Source organism: Coraliomargarita algicola (assembly GCF_033878955.1).
Taxonomy (GTDB): Bacteria; Verrucomicrobiota; Verrucomicrobiia; order Opitutales; family Coraliomargaritaceae; genus Thalassobacterium; species Thalassobacterium algicola.
The window spans coordinates 3157812-3175896 of record NZ_CP138858.1 but is presented as its reverse complement, the minus strand read 5'-3'; the positions used below and the strand labels follow the sequence as shown (position 1 = coordinate 3175896).

14 protein-coding genes are annotated in these 18085 nt (G+C 52.8%); 8 read left to right on the top strand and 6 right to left on the bottom strand.

Annotation, left to right across the window (positions count from 1 at the left end; genetic code table 11):
* Positions 1-103: 103 nt before the first annotated feature.
* The 5 genes from SH580_RS12845 (at position 104) to SH580_RS12825 (ending at position 6659) form a co-directional block, all read left to right on the top strand.
* Positions 104-2161 (top strand): hypothetical protein, encoded by a 2058-nt coding sequence (locus SH580_RS12845; RefSeq protein WP_319831260.1) that lies wholly within the window; start codon positions 104-106, stop codon positions 2159-2161.
* 68 nt (positions 2162-2229) lie between these two features.
* On the top strand, positions 2230-2538 hold the full coding sequence (locus SH580_RS12840) for a DUF3817 domain-containing protein (RefSeq protein WP_308950001.1): 309 nt from the start codon (positions 2230-2232) through the stop codon (positions 2536-2538).
* A 118-nt stretch (positions 2539-2656) separates the two neighbouring features.
* Entirely contained in the window at positions 2657-3295 is a 639-nt protein-coding gene (locus tag SH580_RS12835) for a DUF2959 family protein (protein WP_319831259.1), read from the top strand.
* A gap of 205 nt (positions 3296-3500) precedes the next feature.
* Positions 3501-5525, top strand: coding sequence for a TonB-dependent receptor (locus tag SH580_RS12830; protein WP_319831258.1), 2025 nt, complete (start codon positions 3501-3503; stop codon positions 5523-5525).
* 9 nt (positions 5526-5534) lie between these two features.
* A complete protein-coding gene (locus tag SH580_RS12825) occupies positions 5535-6659 on the top strand; it encodes a PepSY-associated TM helix domain-containing protein (RefSeq protein WP_319831257.1) in 1125 nt (374 codons plus the stop codon).
* 37 nt (positions 6660-6696) lie between these two features.
* On the opposite strand, the gene SH580_RS12820 is transcribed toward SH580_RS12825, so the two are convergent.
* The 6 genes from SH580_RS12820 to hisA all read right to left on the bottom strand — a co-directional run bounded on the left by SH580_RS12820 (position 6697) and on the right by hisA (position 15507).
* A complete protein-coding gene (locus tag SH580_RS12820; protein ID WP_319831256.1) occupies positions 6697-7197 on the bottom strand; it encodes a DUF7000 family protein in 501 nt (166 codons plus the stop codon).
* A 22-nt stretch (positions 7198-7219) separates the two neighbouring features.
* Positions 7220-8134, bottom strand: a complete 915-nt coding sequence (locus SH580_RS12815; protein ID WP_319831255.1) for an AraC family transcriptional regulator — start codon at positions 8132-8134, stop codon at positions 7220-7222.
* A 113-nt stretch (positions 8135-8247) separates the two neighbouring features.
* Positions 8248-9627 (bottom strand): IS4 family transposase, encoded by a 1380-nt coding sequence (locus tag SH580_RS12810; RefSeq protein ID WP_319831254.1) that lies wholly within the window; start codon positions 9625-9627, stop codon positions 8248-8250.
* Positions 9628-10071: 444 nt separating this feature from the next.
* Positions 10072-13512, bottom strand: a complete 3441-nt coding sequence (locus SH580_RS12805) for a pyruvate carboxylase (protein WP_308950007.1) — start codon at positions 13510-13512, stop codon at positions 10072-10074.
* Positions 13513-13598: 86 nt separating this feature from the next.
* Positions 13599-14660 carry an AI-2E family transporter gene (locus SH580_RS12800; RefSeq protein WP_319831253.1) on the bottom strand — a complete coding sequence of 354 codons (1062 nt, stop codon included), beginning with the start codon at positions 14658-14660 and terminating at the stop codon, positions 13599-13601.
* Positions 14661-14739: 79 nt separating this feature from the next.
* Positions 14740-15507 (bottom strand): phosphoribosylformimino-5-aminoimidazole carboxamide ribotide isomerase, encoded by a 768-nt coding sequence (gene hisA / locus SH580_RS12795; protein WP_319831252.1) that lies wholly within the window; start codon positions 15505-15507, stop codon positions 14740-14742.
* Positions 15508-15677: 170 nt separating this feature from the next.
* Between hisA and SH580_RS12790 the strand changes: the two genes are divergently transcribed.
* The 3 genes from SH580_RS12790 to SH580_RS12780 all read left to right on the top strand — a co-directional run bounded on the left by SH580_RS12790 (position 15678) and on the right by SH580_RS12780 (position 18006).
* Complete coding sequence (locus tag SH580_RS12790) at positions 15678-16505, top strand: FecR family protein (RefSeq protein ID WP_319831251.1); 828 nt, start codon at positions 15678-15680, stop codon at positions 16503-16505.
* Positions 16506-16583: 78 nt separating this feature from the next.
* Entirely contained in the window at positions 16584-17450 is an 867-nt protein-coding gene (locus SH580_RS12785) for an EamA family transporter (RefSeq protein ID WP_319831250.1), read from the top strand.
* Positions 17451-17535: 85 nt separating this feature from the next.
* A complete protein-coding gene (locus tag SH580_RS12780) occupies positions 17536-18006 on the top strand; it encodes a redoxin domain-containing protein (RefSeq protein WP_319831249.1) in 471 nt (156 codons plus the stop codon).
* Positions 18007-18085: the final 79 nt, after the last annotated feature.

Genomic DNA, 18085 nt, shown 5'->3' with positions numbered 1-18085 from the left:
TGCAAGTAGAATTGAGCGACTGCGCTCTCACTCGGGTCGCATACACACATGACAGTAAAATCCCTAACCTTGCCTAACGGGATATAAATCATAAGGTATCAGCATGAAATCTATAGCTAGCCTCTTCTCCACATTGATTTTGGGAGTTTTACTCGGCCAAATGGCTTTCCACGAATCCAGCAAAACGATACGGGATACCGAACTCAACATCCAAGACGCTGAAGAAAGCTCGGCTATAACCGAATGGCAAGCATCCCCCCCAGTATTAGCCTCGGAGTCCTCGTGGAACAATATCTACTCGACGATGACGCTGATCGATCAATCTGATGCACAAGGCTTAGCGAGTATCGCGGTCGCGCTAACAGAACAAACCGAAGCACCCATAGCTAAGACCGCGCTTGAAATGACCGTACGACGCTGGGCGGAGTTGGATCGGGACGGGGCGCTAGAATTTGCCAAGTCACACCTGCAGGCCACAGAGGAGAGCCGTGCCCTATCAGCCATCTTAAGAATATGGACGAGCGAAGACAGTCAGGCAGCTTGGATGTCTGCCACAGAATCAGGAACAGATTCGCGGCTAAAGAAGAAGATGCAGCAGACAATCATTAGTCAGCTCGCCATTACAGATCCGCTGCACGCACTCCACTTAATGTCACATAGCGAGCTATCAAGCGTGCGAAACGATTCCGCCCTGATCGTATCGATTTTCCATCAACTCGCCACAGAGGATGCCGAAAGCGCGATCATCGAAGCGGATCAGTTAACTACAGCTTCCAAGCGTGATGCTTATGGTGCCATCCTCGCCTATTTAGGAGCCAACGCCCCAAGCCGCGGGCTCGAACTACTAGAGACATTGCCAAATACGGCATCCATAGCTTGGAGCTATCAGCAGAGTTTTGTGAGCAGTTGGGTGAAGAAGGACCTCCAAGCGGCAGGGCGCCAGCTCATAGCGATGGAGTCTTCCGAGCTGCAGAATCAACTGATTGGCGCGTTTATGAGTCGCGCAGCCTATCGTGACATCGATGCGACGCTTGAATGGGCAGAAAAAAATAATCAGAATCCTGCGCTCGATCATGGTTGGCGCTCCTTGATGTGGGCATTGGCTCGCTCCGATTTGGATAAAGGAATCGCACTGATTTCTAACGACGGCCTAGTCACCCCACAAGCGCGTGATGGTTTCCTTAAATCGTGGTTAACCATAAACCCACAAGAGGTCGCCAACTGGAGCCAATTGCATTTAGACTCAAATGAAATTACGGATATTTTTCGCCATGACATCAGGCAAATCACACAATCAGCTCCCAGCGCAGCGATGCAACTCATCGATTTGATGTCTCCGGGCGATGCCCGTGACAGCGTCATACAGCAAAACATCTATGGGCTCGCAGCCGCAGATACGATGGGCACCCTCAATTGGGTACTCACACAACCAGACGATGCGATCCGCCAAGCTGCCCTTCAAAACGTCATCGGCTCTTGGGCCAATATAGAGCCCGAACAAGCCGCAGCATACACCTTTGAGAATTTTAGCGAAAACAGCATATTGCTTGTAGATCTAGCTAAGTCGGTTGCAAGCAACTGGGCAAAACATGCCCCTTCCGAAGCACTCATCTGGGCAAGAGCAATCAAAGCAGAAGAGATCCGTCAAGAAGCCGTGGGCTACGCGTTGAGCGCTTGGGCAAGAAACGACAATACTGCGGCGGGCAATTATATCCTGGCCATGCCAGCCGATGAGGCTCGCTCAAGTTACATCAGACGACACGTTTTATTTACAACAAAAGACAATCCTCAGAAAGCATTGGAATGGATCGAAGCTCTGCCCGAACAGGAAAAAACAGACTCCGTGACACAGAGTTTCGTCGCGGGCTGGGTGGGCGAAGATTCACTGGCCGCCTCCGAATGGGTCAACAGTCTCGCAGAGGGCCACCAACGAGATGTCGCAGCCACCGAGCTGGTCGGTCAAATTCATCAAAAATCTCCCAAAGACGCACTCCCCTGGGCCTATTCGATCGAGAATGAAAAGTTACGCAATCAAGCACTCGGCAACATCGCCAGTGGAGCCAGTCGCTTGGATCAGGCGGTCGTCCAAGAAGCAATTAATGCGATGACGCTACCAGAAAAACAAATGAAGTGGTATCGAGAACGATATCTCAAAGAATGACAAAGAAATCCGGCTACGCATGCCAGGTCATTTGACTTTACTCGATTTATCGTATCCAACAGTGCGCTATGTTCCGTTTCGACAGCACACTTCACCGCCTGCGCTCCGTAGGCACCTGGGAAGCCATCTCCTCGATCTTGCTCTTCGGCATTGCGATGCCGCTTAAATATATTTGGGGCAACGATGTGCTGATCCGGCCAATCGGGATGGCACACGGCATTTTGTGGATGGCCTACGTAGGCTTCGCCTTATTGGGTCAGCTGGATTACAAGTGGTCGTGGAAACTCACCGGCTGGCTACTGGTCGCCAGTATCGTGCCGGCCGGACCACTGTTCGCCGACGCAAAGTTGCTAAAAGCTTACGAAGCCAAGGTGTAGTCACGAGCTTCCAGCTTGTGCACGGGTGCTGCAACCATCTCCGACAAGCTGGAAGCTTGTCACTACGAACGCGCTCTATGAAGTTGCAGTTTAGCTGAATCGCGCCACAGTTCGGACTATGAAAGTATTTTATGCGATCGTTTGTGCTGCGATGATTTTCTCTGCCACTGGCTGCCAGTCGGTTTATTATGCCTCCATGGAGAAGCTCGGCATCGAAAAACGTGAACTGATGGTCGATCGGGTGGAAGAAGCCCGCGATGAACAAGAAGAGGCTAAGGAAACTTTTGCCGACGCACTCGAGGCCTTCACCGCCGTGACGGAGTATCAGGGCGGCGATTTAGAGGCGGTTTATAGCAAAATCAACGCGGCCTACGAAGACAGTTTGAAAGCCGCCGAGCGCGTCTCCAAACGTATCGACAAAGTCGAGTCGGTGGCCGAAGCACTCTTCGCCGAATGGGAACAAGAACTGGAATCCTACCAAAGCGCTAGCCTGCGTAGCTCCAGCCAACGCTCACTGCGCGAGACCCGCGCCAGCTACAACGGCATGGTGACTAAAATGCGCAAAGCCGAAGCCAGCATGGCCCCCGTGGTCGAACTGTTTCAAGATCAAGTGCTCTACCTGAAGCACAACCTGAACGCCCGCGCGATCGCCGCGCTGGATGTGGAAGTGGTCAAAATCCAAGAAGAAGTCGCCAGCCTGGTCAAAGAAATGGAAGCCTCTATCGACGAAGCCAATGCATTTATGAGTCGGCTCTAAGTCGCCAGAACTTCGAACGAGCGCCTTCTAATTCAAAGCTCGGCTCCAATAAGAAGAAGATAACGGGGCGGTCAAAGATCAGCCCCTTAAGGCTCAACTGTGAAGACGCACAAAGCAATGCGGGCATTCAATGAGTCACTAACTAAATAATGATCATAATGTTTTTTCGCTTGCATTGTGATAATGAGACTCCATCTCATTGCATATGCTCGCTAAAATCAAATCTAAGAAAATATCTGCCCGCACATATCTAGCCCTAGGGTACCTCGCCAGCACTTCGATCTGTCCGCTTGTTTCACAAGCAGACACCAATGAAGCCGCCGCCCCGATCAAAGCCACCTTTTCAGAGGTGACTCTAACGGGGGAAGCCGCCAGAGGCTTTGATGCGACCATGACGCAAACTAGTCTGGAAGGCGATATGGTGGAATCACTCACACCTGTAAATAACTACAGTCTCCTACGCCTGCTTCCCGGAGTGAACGGTGGCTTGAGCAATAAGGACCGCTTTGGCGGGCCCGTTTCAATTCGTGGCGGGGTGACTTGGGGAGTGGTACAGCTGGTGGACGACTATCCGGTCATTGATGTGGTGCCAGTTTCGGCTGAAGACGGTGGCTACACCGCGGGGCTTTCCAGTATCATACCTAGTATCGCACTCACAGAAATGGGCGTCGAGACCGGTGCCCTGGGTGTTCGTTACGGCCAAGCGACAGGCGGTGCCATTCGTTCGCAGATCAAACGCGGCAGTGCAGAGAATCCTTATTCCGGACTGCAAGTGGAATACAACACCATCGGTGAAATCACCGGCATGGCAGAAACCTCCGGAGGTGAAGGCAAATGGGATTATTACGCTGCCGTACAAACGGTGCAGGCCGACTATGGGGATGCTTACGACACCCACTCGCGCCAGCTGCAAGATTTAGAATTGTATTCCGGGCTAACCAAGATCGGCTATCGTCCCAATGACAAAGGACGCGTAGAATTGTTGTTGATCGGCGGCACGGAAGACCACAACTACTTCAACACTGGAAATGCATCCGACTACCACACAGAGAAAGATAATATTTTCGTGGGTCTACGCTACGACCATGTCATGGACAACGATTTGAAGTGGGACATCGGTACGACCTACAATTATTTCCGTGAAAATCGGATCAATAATACGACGGGGCTCAGCGAACGCGACCGACCACAAGAAGCTTTTAAGCTCTTTACCAATCTCTCGAAGCACTTCGAACTCTCCGAAGAATGGAGCATGGAAACCATCAATGGCGTTGAGTTTTCGGATGATTATTTCAGCGATCAAACCAATGCAGAAAAACGCTATGATTTCGGCGAAACCAGTGTCTATACGCGCAACAGCTTCAATTGGAACGATCGAGTCACACTCAATGTCGGGCTGCGCGGCACGCAAATCGACAACGCTTTCCGCAATATTTATCATGTCGCGCACAACGTCGGCGCGGCAGTGAACCTCAATGCCTTAGGGCAATTCCACGTAAGTCACTTTACCGGCTACCGCTTGAACAAAGCGTTCTACCTCTGGTGGGGCGGCGGCAGTTTCTTGGATCGTGCTCCAGCCGATGGTCTGGACCCATCCGAATCCGAAACGCTGGAAATCGGCTGGAAGCGTAACTTCCAATTGTTAGAAGGCAACGGCTCCATCCGCCTCACTTACTTCGACACCACCGAATCCCGAATCTTCAATTTTGCCAATACTGGCACCGGCACACCTTACTATGACGAGGGCGAATCCAAAGGCTTCGAAGCTTGGTTGGAATGGCAAGCCACTGAGGAGCTCAAGCTCTTCACCGGATATACCAGCCTCAAAAACCGTCGCGTCGACAGCACCAATCCAGCCGCGACAAATCTCGACCTACGCTTCTCCCCGCTGCCAGAACACACGGCATCGCTCGGTTTCAGCTGGCGCTTTGCCGAGGATTGGGAACTCACCACGACTGCCCTCTACGATTCCGGCTCACAACGTGAATTCTACGACGCCGGCGTGCGTGAAGTGGAAACCTTCGAGGAGTTTTTCCACATCGACGCCGCCGTTAGCTGGCAAGTCACAGAGGACTTGATGTTATTCGGTCGTATCGAGAATCTGTTAAACGAAAAAGACCTCGGCTATTCTTCTGTCCGCGAGGAATCAGATGGCTCCACCACTCGCAACAACGCCACGCAGGAAGATCCAGGAATTCTCTTTGCACTCGGTGCCCGCATTCAGTTTTAAAAGAACTGCATGAGGAAAAGGCCCGAAACAAACAAAGCCCCCAAACGGCAACGCCCGATCTGGTTTCACCTACATTTTTGGTTGAGCTGGATCGCGGCCTTGCCGTTGCTGGTGGTATTTGTGACCGGCGTGCTGCTGTCCTTTGAAAAGGAATTTTACCAATGGGAGCAGCCGGAGCACTACGCCATCCAGGCAAATGGGCCCGCCAAGTCGTTGAGCGAAGTCTTGCATACCTACGAGCAAGCCCAGCCTCCGCTACTGTTAAACTATCTCCAAGTCCCCGAATCGGGAGACGCCGCCTATCTTGCGTTCGCACGTGAAATGCCCAGCGACGGCAGTCCCGAACGCAGTCTGCGCGCCTACCTTAATCCATATACCGGCAAGATCACCCGCGAGTTTGATAATCCGACTTTCATTCGCCTGATGGAAGACTTGCACCGCACCCTGACTTTAAAGAAGTGGGGGCGCTGGAGCGTCGGAGCCAGCTCGCTCATCCTGGCGATCAGTTCGTTGATCGGACTCATTCTGTGGTGGCCGATGCGCGGACGCACCTTTAGCCGCGCTTGGCGGAGGGGCCGCGCCCTCGATTGGCACAATGCATTGGGCCTGATCGCATTACTCCCCCTGTGCGTGTTTGCCCTGACAGGTATCACTTTCACTTGGGGGAAATTCATTTTCCAGCAACTGGACAAGCTGCAAGAACAGCCCTCCCGCTTCGAAGCGCCCCAACTGATCGTTGAGACAGCTCCCGCCCAGGAACAATGGGTAACACTCGCCGAGGCCGCGACTTGGGTGCAGGCAAATTATCCGGACGCCGAGATTCGTGGCGTGCAAGGCACCCGCAATGCCAAACGCCCCTACATCTTTCATCTAAAGCAGCACCACGAATTCCATCCCGGCGGCAATCTCAAGCTCTCAGTGGCGCCGACCAGCGGCCAATTGCATAGTGAATTTGACGTCACGACGACCGGACCCGTTGGCTGGTATCGCCGCTACTTTTACATCCTGCACACGGGGCACCCCTTCCCTTGGTGGGGGCGACTCTTTTGGGCCGTGAGCAGTTTGGCAGGCCTCATTTTGCTGATCACAGGAGTCTGGATGTCGATACGCCGCTGGCGACGACAGCGCGCCTAGTGTCTATTCGGTCTATCGTTGGAATTTTCAGATAGCTTTACCGCGCGTCCACAGCACTCAAAGACGCGACAATCTCACGCTCAAAAACAAGGAGCCCCTGCGTGAGCTGCTCCGTCAAACGGGCTTCATCGGCCAGCGAAAAATCATCGGACAGTATCGCTTTCACGATAGCTACATTCCCCACAGCGGGCTCAAGCAGTGGATGCTGATTGTATCCAGATTCCCGTAACAATCCCCAGTAACGTTTGCCCACTTCACGATTCCGTGCAGTGAGCCAAACCTCGAAGGTGAATGTTTCGAAATTAAAGAGAACTGTCAGCTTAAGATCACGCTCCTTCAGCGGCTCGGGAAAAAATGCGAAATGAGTGATATCCAAATAGCCTTGGTACATCCCTGATACCTGACGTGGACCATGTTGTTCAGCCAAAGCGGATCGCAATCGAGCCATATAGGATACAATTCCCTTATACGCGTTTCGAATGGAGCCCTCTTTTAAACGGGCACGTAACTCTTGAATGTCTTGATCAATATCACTCATTTCGCAGCTCTCATATGGTTGATTAAACTTTTTCTTTGAGTGGGATGCAGATGTCGACCAACCACTTCCCCTCGGGGTGCTCCATACCGTTATTCTGATAGAGCTCAAAACAAGGGCCATCTCCGGCCTCGAATCCGCTATCGCACAGCCAGACAAAGGCATCTTGCCAGGCCTGCTGAAAGGCATCCTCCGTCACTTCGGCATGATGCACCACATAGGAGCCCCCACGGATTGTCTGAATACAGACCTGCCCCTCTGCGACCGTGCCAGCGGGCACCATGATGCAGGCATCAAAACGGCATTTCTCCGCGGGCGTGACCTCGGGGTTGTCCCAATAGATCGCCAGCATCTTGCCGGGAGCGATTAAATTGCGAGGCCCCGCATACTCCATTAATTCGATAAATGCCGGCTGGCAGGTTTCTTTGCCATAGGCCCCCATCCGGCGGACATAGGCAACTTCAGATTCTGGTAGAACTTTAACTTCTGTATTCATTTTCATTTTCTTCGTTAGGTTGGATAGATTCCTTGTGACTGAATCTACATCATACCTGATTTGAAAAAGAGATGCGTTTTCGTTCTTGCTGAGCGTGTGTCCAATCTTGCTATGACGATACTCGGTGGGGGTGAGGCTAAAGTGCTTACGAAAGGCTTTCGCAAAATTCTGCGAACTAGAGAAGCCGCACTCCATCGCGATGGTGGTGATATCACCGTTCGGCGTGGCAATCAGTCGGCTGGCCGCGGATTCTAGCCGCAGACGACGCGTAAAGCTAGCAACCGTCTCGCCGACGGAGGCCTTGAATATACGGTGAAAATGAAAGGCAGAAAAGGACGCGGACGCCGCGATCTCCTCCAGTGAGAGCTCACGCTCAATATTCTGGCTGATAAAATTCATCGCGCAGCAAATGCGCTTCTGGTAATCGACAGTCTTGGGCTCCATGAATTTTCCGTTGTTTTAAGGCTTACAGCAATTTACGTCACGAGAGTATAATGAGATGCGAGGCGCCGTTGCAAGCGCGCGGCGCAGAGCATTCCACCTAAAGGCCAATGTCTTTAAGGATTGGTGACTTCTATAGTTTTGACAACTCGTTTTGACTGGGCAACTTTAGTTTTTGGCCAGTCTTTTGTGGGTTGTCGTAGGGTTCTGGGGCAAGTTCTAGGTCTTCGTTTTTTAATAACGGCATCATATATAAGATCATCTAAGAGTCGCTGTATCCACTGAGCCAGCGCTTGCGGGGTGATCAAGTCTGCACCGACTTGCAGTAGCTCGCACAGTGCGGCTGTCTTGTGCAAAACCTTGGCAAAGCTGATGCGCAAGGGCTCAACGCCTGCGGCAGAAGCGACGCTTTGGCGCTGCTTGGCGATCAGCGCGGCCGCTAAGAGCATCGCGAGCACTTCTTGGGCTGCGGTTTGCGGAGTGAGTGCGTCAAGTAGTTCTCCGCGGGCGTGCAGGTGGCTTTTGAGTTCTCGGAAGAATAACTCTTCCTCCCAGCGTGCGGCGTAAAGGGCGATCAGTTCTGTGGCTGGGCTGGTGGTGTCATCGAGCAGACTCGTCCACAAGCGTATTTGAAGACACGAACGGTGACCATTCTGGTCTTCATAGCAGACTCGACCATAGATCTCACGTAGTTCGAGTACCCCCACCTTCTTGCGTGTGGATGGATCAACCGCTTTGACTTCGACTAGCCATGAACCATCCGCGAGTTGCCGCGTGCGCTTGGCTTTGAGATTAGACTTTATCCGAACCAGAACGTAACTGTGTGTGCGCCGGAGCATTGACCAGAGTCCCCAGATCAGCGAAGGATAACCGAACAGTCGGTCGGCTAAAAGCAGACTGCGCTCGGGCAGATCCTGAGCCGCAAACAGTTGCCGCGCGAGTGTCAACTCGCCCTCGCCTTGCCAGCCTAAACGGGTGCCCAAAGGTTGGTGCATACCCAATTCCACCAGGACAACTGCCAGCAAATGCGCGAAAGCAGGTTCACCGCTACCGCGGTTGCAAGCCACTTTTGAAGCCTGTTCATTAATGGTTCCGGTATTACGTAAATTGAAACGAGTCCCGTCGATGGCCACCAACCGATATGCATGATAAAAGGCCTGCACATCTCGCTCACGGTCGGCTAACGGACGTAGCGCGATAGGCAGTATCTCTTCGATCAGCTTCTCGCCAATCGACAAGGCCCGCTGGCTGAGCGCGCTGTCCGAGATGCGCACTCCGGATACCGCCTTGGTATTAGACGAGAAAGTACCCGAACGTGCCAACTCATGGTAGACCCTGGACATCAACCATTCCCAGCCATTTAACTTGGCTTGGCCACCACCGCGAGGACCGTGCTGCGCGAAAATCAGAGCGCAACTCTCACGGCTAAATAGCTCCTCAAAGGCAGCTGGAAAATTAGAAAACAACGGTAAACACAAGGAGGTGGATGCGCTCATTCATACAAAAGAAGCAATCGTCCTAAAAGTACGAGTCTTAAATGATTGCGCTAACTAAAATCCAATCCTTAAAGGCATTGGCCTAAAGGCGGGACTCCTAAACGGATACGTGCTGGATTCTACGTCTGAGCAGGTTCGGAGTTCCGTCTTTAGACGGCCGCGTCGTGCAATAGCCATATTCAAAAATTACTCACTAGAGCCATATTCAGAAAAAAGCTGATAAAAAATCTGCTGGTGTAGCGGATCGGCGAAGCCGTTTCGACCGACGGTTGTAGCGCTGCCGCAACTCGAAATCGCTTCGCGAGTCCGCTACATTTAAACGAAAAATCATGCGTTAATATCTCAGCAAACTTCTTAAGATTGCTCTAGCCCGCTCGCACAAAACAGCCCCTGACCGCGATGCGCGATACAGGGGCTGCTGAAAAACTACGACGGATCCGACGATTAGCGCAGCTTGACCAAGAGGTCCTTACTCTCGACCTGGTCGCCGGCCTGAACTTCGACTTGATCGATGATACCATCGGCGAGTGCGTAGACGGTCGTCTGCATCTTCATGGCTTCCAGTATGGCGAGCTTGTCGCCCTTCTTCACCTTGTGGCCCACGGTAGCCGTCACTGCACTCACCATCGCAGGGATGGGTGCACCGACTTGCATCTTATCCGCAGAGTCGGCTTTGACGCGGCGCTTAGTCTCGGACTGAATCGAGTGGTCCTTGATGACACACTCACGGGCACGGCCGTTGAGCTCGAAGGTGAGTGTGCGCAGGCCTTCTTTGTCAGGCTCGCTGACGTAGATGAGTTTAATAATGAGCACCTTGCCCTCTTCGATCTCGACCGAGATTTCTTCGCCGGGCTTGAGACCGTAGAAGAACGCGGGAGTCGGCAACACGCGGGCGTGCCCATACTCGTTGATGTATTTGACCAGATCCTTGAAGACCTGTGGATACATCAGGTATGCGTAGAGATCATCGTCGTTGCATTCGCTGCGCTTAGTGATCGCCTTGACCTCTTCGCGAGTCGCCGCGAGATCGACTTTTTCGGCGCGGGCGCCGGGGCGGCCTTTGTAAGGTTTGCGATCACCGAGCACGACCTTTTGCACATCCTTGGGCCAGCCGCCCTTGGGTTGGCCGAGGCCACCGGAGAGCATGTCGACCACCGACTCAGGAAATGCGGTGCCGGGCTCGAGGTTGACCATATCCTTGGGCTCAACGCCCTTGGTCAGCAGGAACATGGACAGGTCGCCCACAACTTTGGAAGACGGTGTGACTTTGACAATGTCGCCGAGCACTTCATTGACCTCGTGGTAATAACGCACCACTTCCGGCCAGCGTGCACCGAGGCCGAGGGCGCGGGCTTGCTCGCGCAGGTTAGTGTATTGACCGCCTGGCATTTCGTGGCGATAGACTTCGGCACTGCCAAACTTGGGGCTGGTGTCGAAGGGCTCGTAGTATTGGCGAATCGCCTCCCAGTAGATGGAGAGATCGTCGAAGAACTTTTGATCCAGACCGGTATCGCGCTTATCGCCACGCATGGCGTTGATAATCGAGTTCAGGTTAGGCTGTGCGGTGAGTCCGGAGAGCGAAGCGATCGAAAGGTCGACCGCGTCAACGCCTGCTTCGGCTGCCTTGATAATAGACGCACCGGCGATACCGCTGGAGTCGTGCGTGTGGAAGTGCACTGGCAGCGCCACTGCAGCGCGCAGGGCCTTGATCAATTTATAGGCTGCGTGCGGATGGCAGAGCCCGGACATGTCCTTGAGCGCGATGATGTGAGCACCCATCTTCTCCAGCTCCTGGGCCATTTGGACGTAATACTCGAGGGTGTATTTGTCGCGATCGTCGTTGAGGATATCACCGGTGTAGCAAATAGTCGCCTCACACACGGAATTGGTATCCTTGCGAATCGAGTCCATCGCGACCTTGAGGTTCGGCAAGTAGTTGAGCGAATCGAAGACGCGGAAGATATCCATGCCGCACTCAGCGGAGTGCTTGATGAAGCCACGGATGACGTTGTCCGGATAATTGGAATAACCGACCCCGTTGGCGCCGCGCAGCAACATCTGAAAACAGATATTGGGGATGCGTTCCCGCAGACGACGCAAGCGCTTGAATGGATTCTCATGCAGGAAGCGCATGGAAGTGTCGAAGGTGGCACCGCCCCAGCATTCAAGACTGTAGAGTTTGTCACCGTGTTGCGCGATCGCGTCGGCCACTTCCAGCTGGTCGGAGCTGCGCATGCGTGCGGCCAGCAGAGACTGGTGCGCATCGCGCATGGTGGTATCGGTGATCAATAGGCGCTTTTGCTTACGCGTCCACTCGGCAAATTTCTCGGGGCCGTGCTTGGTCAGGTAGTCCTTAGTGCCCGCGGGCTTAGGCTGCTTGGGATCGTAGTCAGGAACGATCACAGGCAAATCCATCAGCGGCACGGGACGGCCTTTCACTTGATCGTTGCCATTAACGATGGTCTCCCCGAGCAGCTTGAGTAGCTTAGTGGCGCGGTCACGACGGCGGCTGAAGTTAAAGAGCGCCGGCGTGGTATCGATCAACGTCGTGATGGCCTCTCCAGTGAGGAAGGTATCGTGGTGAATGACGTTTTCGATGAAGGGGATATTAGTCTTCACGCCACGGATACGGAACTCACGCAGCGCACGGTCCATACGCTGGATCGCGAGCTCAAAGGTGCGCGCAGAAGCGGTGAGCTTGACCAGCAAGGAATCGTAGAAGGGAGTAATCACTGCCCCGGTATCGCCCATGGCGCCGTCGAGGCGAATGCCCAGGCCGGCGGCACTGCGGTAGTTGACAATCTTACCGTAATCAGGTGCGAAATTTTTCTCAGGGTCTTCCGTGGTGATGCGAGCCTGGATGGCGTAACCGTTGCGTGGCACATCCTCTTGCGCAGGGATGCCGATCTCGTCGCTAAAGAGACTATACCCCTGGGCAATGAGGCACTGTGTGCGCACGATATCGATGCCAGTAATCACCTCCGTCACCGTGTGCTCCACTTGGATGCGTGGGTTCATTTCGATGAAGAACCACTCGTGAGTATCCAGATCCAACAAGAACTCAACAGTGCCGGCATTGTAGTAGCCAATGGACTTGGCGATCTTGACGGCCGCATCGCAGAGGTCTTTACGCACATCATCCGGAAGGCCCACCGAGGGTGCGATCTCGATGACCTTTTGGTGACGACGCTGCACCGAGCAGTCGCGCTCGTGCAGGTGCACAACGTTGCCCTGCTTATCGCCCAAGATTTGAACTTCGATGTGTTTCGCGCGACCAATATAGCGCTCAAGAAAGACCGCATCATTTCCAAAAGCGCGGCCTGCCTCGCCCTGTGCTTCGTCCAGCAGCGGAATTAAATCCTTAGGATCTTTCACCACGCGCATACCGCGTCCGCCACCACCAAAGGCCGCTTTAATGATCAACGGAAAGCCCACTTTTTTCGCGATTTTGACTGCTTCGTCGCGATCACTAATGGGGTCCTGCGTGCCTGGCAAGGTCGGCACCTTTGCCTTTTCCGCAATCTTACGCGCTTCAATCTTGTCACCCATGCGCCCCAAAAGCTCCGCACTGGGGCCGACAAAGGTCAGACCATTTTCCTCACAGGCACGCGCAAAATCAGCGTTTTCCGAAAGGAAGCCATAACCGGGATGGATCAGGTCGACGCCCTTCTTCTTCGCCAAATCGATAATGCTCGGGATATCCAGATAAGCCGCCACGGGGCCCTGCCCTTTACCCACCAGATACGCTTCATCCGCCTTGAAGCGGTGCACGCCAAAGCGATCTTCATTCGCATAGACGGCAACAGTGCGATAGCCCAGTTCGGTTGCACTGCGAAAGATACGTACAGCGATCTCGCTGCGATTGGCGGCTAGTAATTTCTTCATATGGTAGGATAAATGATAGTAGTAATAAGTGGTAGGTGAGGTAGAGAAAAGCAGCGCATTCACGCTGTCAATAGGAGTCGGAAGTTCTAGGACTCTAACACTTCTTTTTTCACACCACTAACGACTTCTCCATTGCCCGACAATAAGATCGCCACTGGGCGAGTCGCAGGAAAATACGAGCAAATAATCATGATGATGACAGTGATCGGCACACAGAGGAACATGCCCGGGATGCCCCAAATCGAGCCCCACAAGCCCAACGACAGTAGGATCACAATCGGACTCAGATTCAGACGATTTCCCATCAACTTAGGCTCCAGTAAACTGCCAATGCAAAATTGCACTGCCGTCAAAACCGAAACGGTGACGATGAAGGGCCCTAAGGTCTCGAACTGTACCAATGTCAGCATTGATGGAAATGCAGTGGCAATAATCGAGCCGATGGTAGGAATGAAATTGAGCAAAAAGATCAGCACCGCCCAGAAACTCGCAAAATCCACCTCTACGATCTTAAGCACAAAATAACTAATCAATCCAGTCGACGCGCTAGTGAGCACTTTGATCCCCACATAACTGCGTATATCCGAACGCATCTTATCAATCAACTCAAAGGCATCTTTCTGACGTTCGGGATGACGAATGATCGCCTTCATCTTATCGCCGAACGTGCGTTGTTCCAAAAGCAGGAAGATCAAATAAACCGTAATAATGCCCATGCTACTCACCAGAGCTCGCACCGTCGCACCGAAACTCTGCAGGTAGGCGCCGAAATCCAACTGATTGAGAAACTCACGAATATTAGGCACCTCCTCCGCACCGAACAGGCGATAGCCCTTATAGATCAGAGCTTCCAAATTCTTTTGATACACTGGCGCCACCTCGATCACGCTCTTAATGTTCACCGTGATCAACTGCACCAAATAAGAGAGCGACAATAGGATGATCGCAATCGCCAGAAACATAGCAATCGGCTTTGGCACAGAAAGCCCCCGAAAAATAGGCGACGCAATCGCGTGCGCCAAAATACTAATCAAATAAGCCACCGCCCCCGCAATCACGAGTGGCAAGAGCAGAGCTTGCCCAAGATAAAGCAAATAGAAGGTCAAAAAGACGATAATCATCGCCATCGCGACACGCTGTATTTTCATAAGTCACACCATAGTGGACATCCTCTCAAGTTTGTCGAATGCGTTTGTCCAAGAGTTAAGCGAGCAATGCTCACATACTTCAAAGGCCCCGATTCCACGCGACGCAGTCGGCGTAGCGGATCTGCGATCCCCCAAACAAATCCAATGCACTCCCAATTGTCAGATCGACCTTGCCGCCACTCAGACGGTCGACGCGCTCAAGATCCTCAAAAGCATTCGCCCCACCAGCATACGTAACAGGCAGGGGACTATGCCGCCCCAAAAACTCAACTAAGCGCACGTCCACGCCCTCACATTTACCTTCTACATCAGCGGCATGCACCAAGAACTCATCGCAATAGCCCGCCAATTCAAGAATCGTCGCAACATCCACCTTCAGGTCGGTCGGCGTTTGCCAGCGATTCATAGCCACCACCCAGCCTTCCCCCTGCCCACGACAACTCAAGTCCAGCACCAGCCGCTCTTTGCCGACCTCAGCCACCAGTTGGTCCAGTCGCTCTTTTAAAAAGCACCCCGAACTGTCAAACAACCAGGAAGTCACTATCACATGACTTGCGCCTGCGCGCAGCCAGTCCACTGCATTTTCCACATGAATGCCACCACCAATCTGCAAGCCGCCCGGATATGCCGCCAGCGCCTCACGCGCCGCAACATCATTACCTGGGCCCAACTTGATCACATGCCCCCCACGCAGCTGGTCCGCCTTGTATAAACTAGCATAATAGCCTGCTGGTTGATCACTCTCAAAATTGGTCAAGAGCCCCCGCTCATCAGCACTTAAGCTCCCGCCTACGATTTGCTTTACGCTGCCATGGTGCAGGTCGATACAGGGCCGAAATTTTGTCATAGAGTTGCAAACAAAACAAATGCCTCTCAGGTGAAAAGCTAAAAGAATCGCTACAGTTTCGTAAAATAGGTGGAATACCTCTCCTCAGAACGGGGAAAAAGCTTGAAAGAATAAAGAAATAGAGCAAAGTCCACATATTCAATACTCTCTACAAACAACGTAACTCTGCTATGAAGACTCTACGAATTCCATTTACTATTCTTTGCTTACTCGCCCTCAGTGCGTTTTCTGCTCAAGCGGCGCAGCTAGCGAGCGCTAAAGTACTCGAAATCGCGGGCACAGTTACGAAGTATTCCGCCAACGGTAAACACAGCAAACTCAAGGCCGGCGACATCCTGACTCAAGGCGATGCCATCAGCGCGACCGCACTCAGCTGGGCGAAGCTCGTTTTTTCAAATGGATCCGAACTGACCGTCGAGGAAAACACCAGCATCACCATTACAAAAATGGAGCAAGAAGCTTTTAGCGGCAATCAAAGCTACGAGCAATTGCAAGCAGACCCTAGCAAATCTCAAACGATGCTAGAGCTCAACTACGGCAAACTCAACGGACACGTCAAGAAATTGAGCGAAGGCTCCAACTTCATGGTGAACACACCACTGGGCACCGCAGCGATTCGCGGCACATTTTTCACAATCATCCTACGCTACAATGCTGACACCAACGAGTTCACGCTATCCGTGAAGAACATTGATGGCAGAGTCGACATGATCTCACGCTACAGTGGCGACATCGCCTACAGCGAAGGCGGCGAAGGTGAAAAAGAATACAACATGGAAGTGGACGATGTTAAGATTGAAGCAGTTCCCGCAACCAACACAGTCATCATACGCCTACCTCGCAGAAACCCTGCCTTCGAAGCCCTGTTCGACAAGATCAAGAACAGCATACCAACTGACAGCTCAAGCAGTCCCACAGTCATTATCGAGATTCCTGCACCAGAGATCACTCCCGAAGACCCAAGCATCCGAGTAGTTAGCCCAAACACAGGCAACTAAGGCACACCGCTAGGCAACATAGCCTCGAATTTAATACAAAGCCCCAGTTTACTGGGGCTTTTTTATTAGGCCAGCACCATGCTCTACCTCGCAATCGTCTCACTCATTTGGGCATTCTCCTTCGGACTCATCGGCAACGCACTCACCGGAATCGATTCGATTTTCGTTGCCACCATACGCTTGAGCATAGCGGGCCTCGCCTTCCTACCCTTCCTCCGCTGGTCCAAGGTGCCTACTGGCAGCCACTTAAAACTAATCGGCTGCGGTGCCGTGCAGTTTGGCGTAATGTACGTGGCATACATCAAAGCCTTCCAATTCATCCCCTCCCACCTCGTTGCACTGTTTTCCATCCTCACACCACTCTATGTGGTCCTCATCAACGATTGCCGAGAGCGCAAATTCCACCGCAGATACCTCTACGCAGCCCTGCTATCCATTCTGGGCGCCGCCATCATCAAAGCAAAATCCGGCTCGACGGGCTCCATCTGGATCGGCTTTGGACTCATGCAAATCGCAGGACTGGCCTTCGGTTATGGACAAGTTTACTACCGCGACTGGAAACTACAGCACCCCACCTGTAAAAACCACGAAGCGTTTGCTCTCCTATACATCGGCGGCATCGCCGTAGCACTCACCGCTTGCGCGCTGTTCACTGATTGGGGCAAGACACAAGTGGATGCCAAGCAAATCCAAGTGCTCATCTACCTAGGTCTCGTCGCTTCCGGCCTAGGCTTCTTCCTCTGGAACAAAGGCGCGGCACTCAGCAGCGCTGGCACACTTGCCGCCTGCAACAATGCGGTGGTCCCCCTCGCAATGGCCTGCTCACTCTTCATCTTCGGAGAAATCTCCGAAATCAACGGCGCTGCCCTCGCTCGACTAGCATTAGGCAGCAGCTGCATTGTCGGCGCGGTCTTCCTAGCAGAGAAAACACCGCAACAATCCTAGGCGACACTTTACAAGACGCATAGACTGCGTTTTATTAACACATTCTTTCACGAATACAAAACCAACCACCCTCATACATACGACCATGGCACTTGCAACTGGCACGACCGCACCTGATTTCACACTCAAGACTAAGAACGACGACGGCCTCGCCGATGTCACTCTCAGTGATAATTTCGGCAAGAAAAAGACTGTCTTACTTTTCTTCCCACTCGCTTTCACCAGCGTCTGCATGAAGGAAATGTGCGACGTGAGCTCGAGCATCACCGCTTACAACGACCTGAATGCCGCGGTGTATGGCATCTCCGTCGACAGCCCCTTTGCCCAAGAGCAAATGGCCAAAGTCGACAACCTACAATTCCCCCTACTTAGCGACTTCAACAAAGAAGTCTCCACCGCCTACGACGTATGCTACTCCGATCTCCTAGGCTTCAAGGGCGTCTCCAAACGCTCCGCCTTCGTGATCGACGAAAAGGGCGTCATCGTCTACAGCGAATCTTCAGATGATCCTCACGATTTGCCTAACTTCGATGCCATTAAGGCCGCGCTGGCATAAGCGCTTAGCCCGCATCGCTAGTTTTCGATGGACTCGCCACTTCCGGCGAGTCCATTCATGACGCCACCTCCGGCAGGCA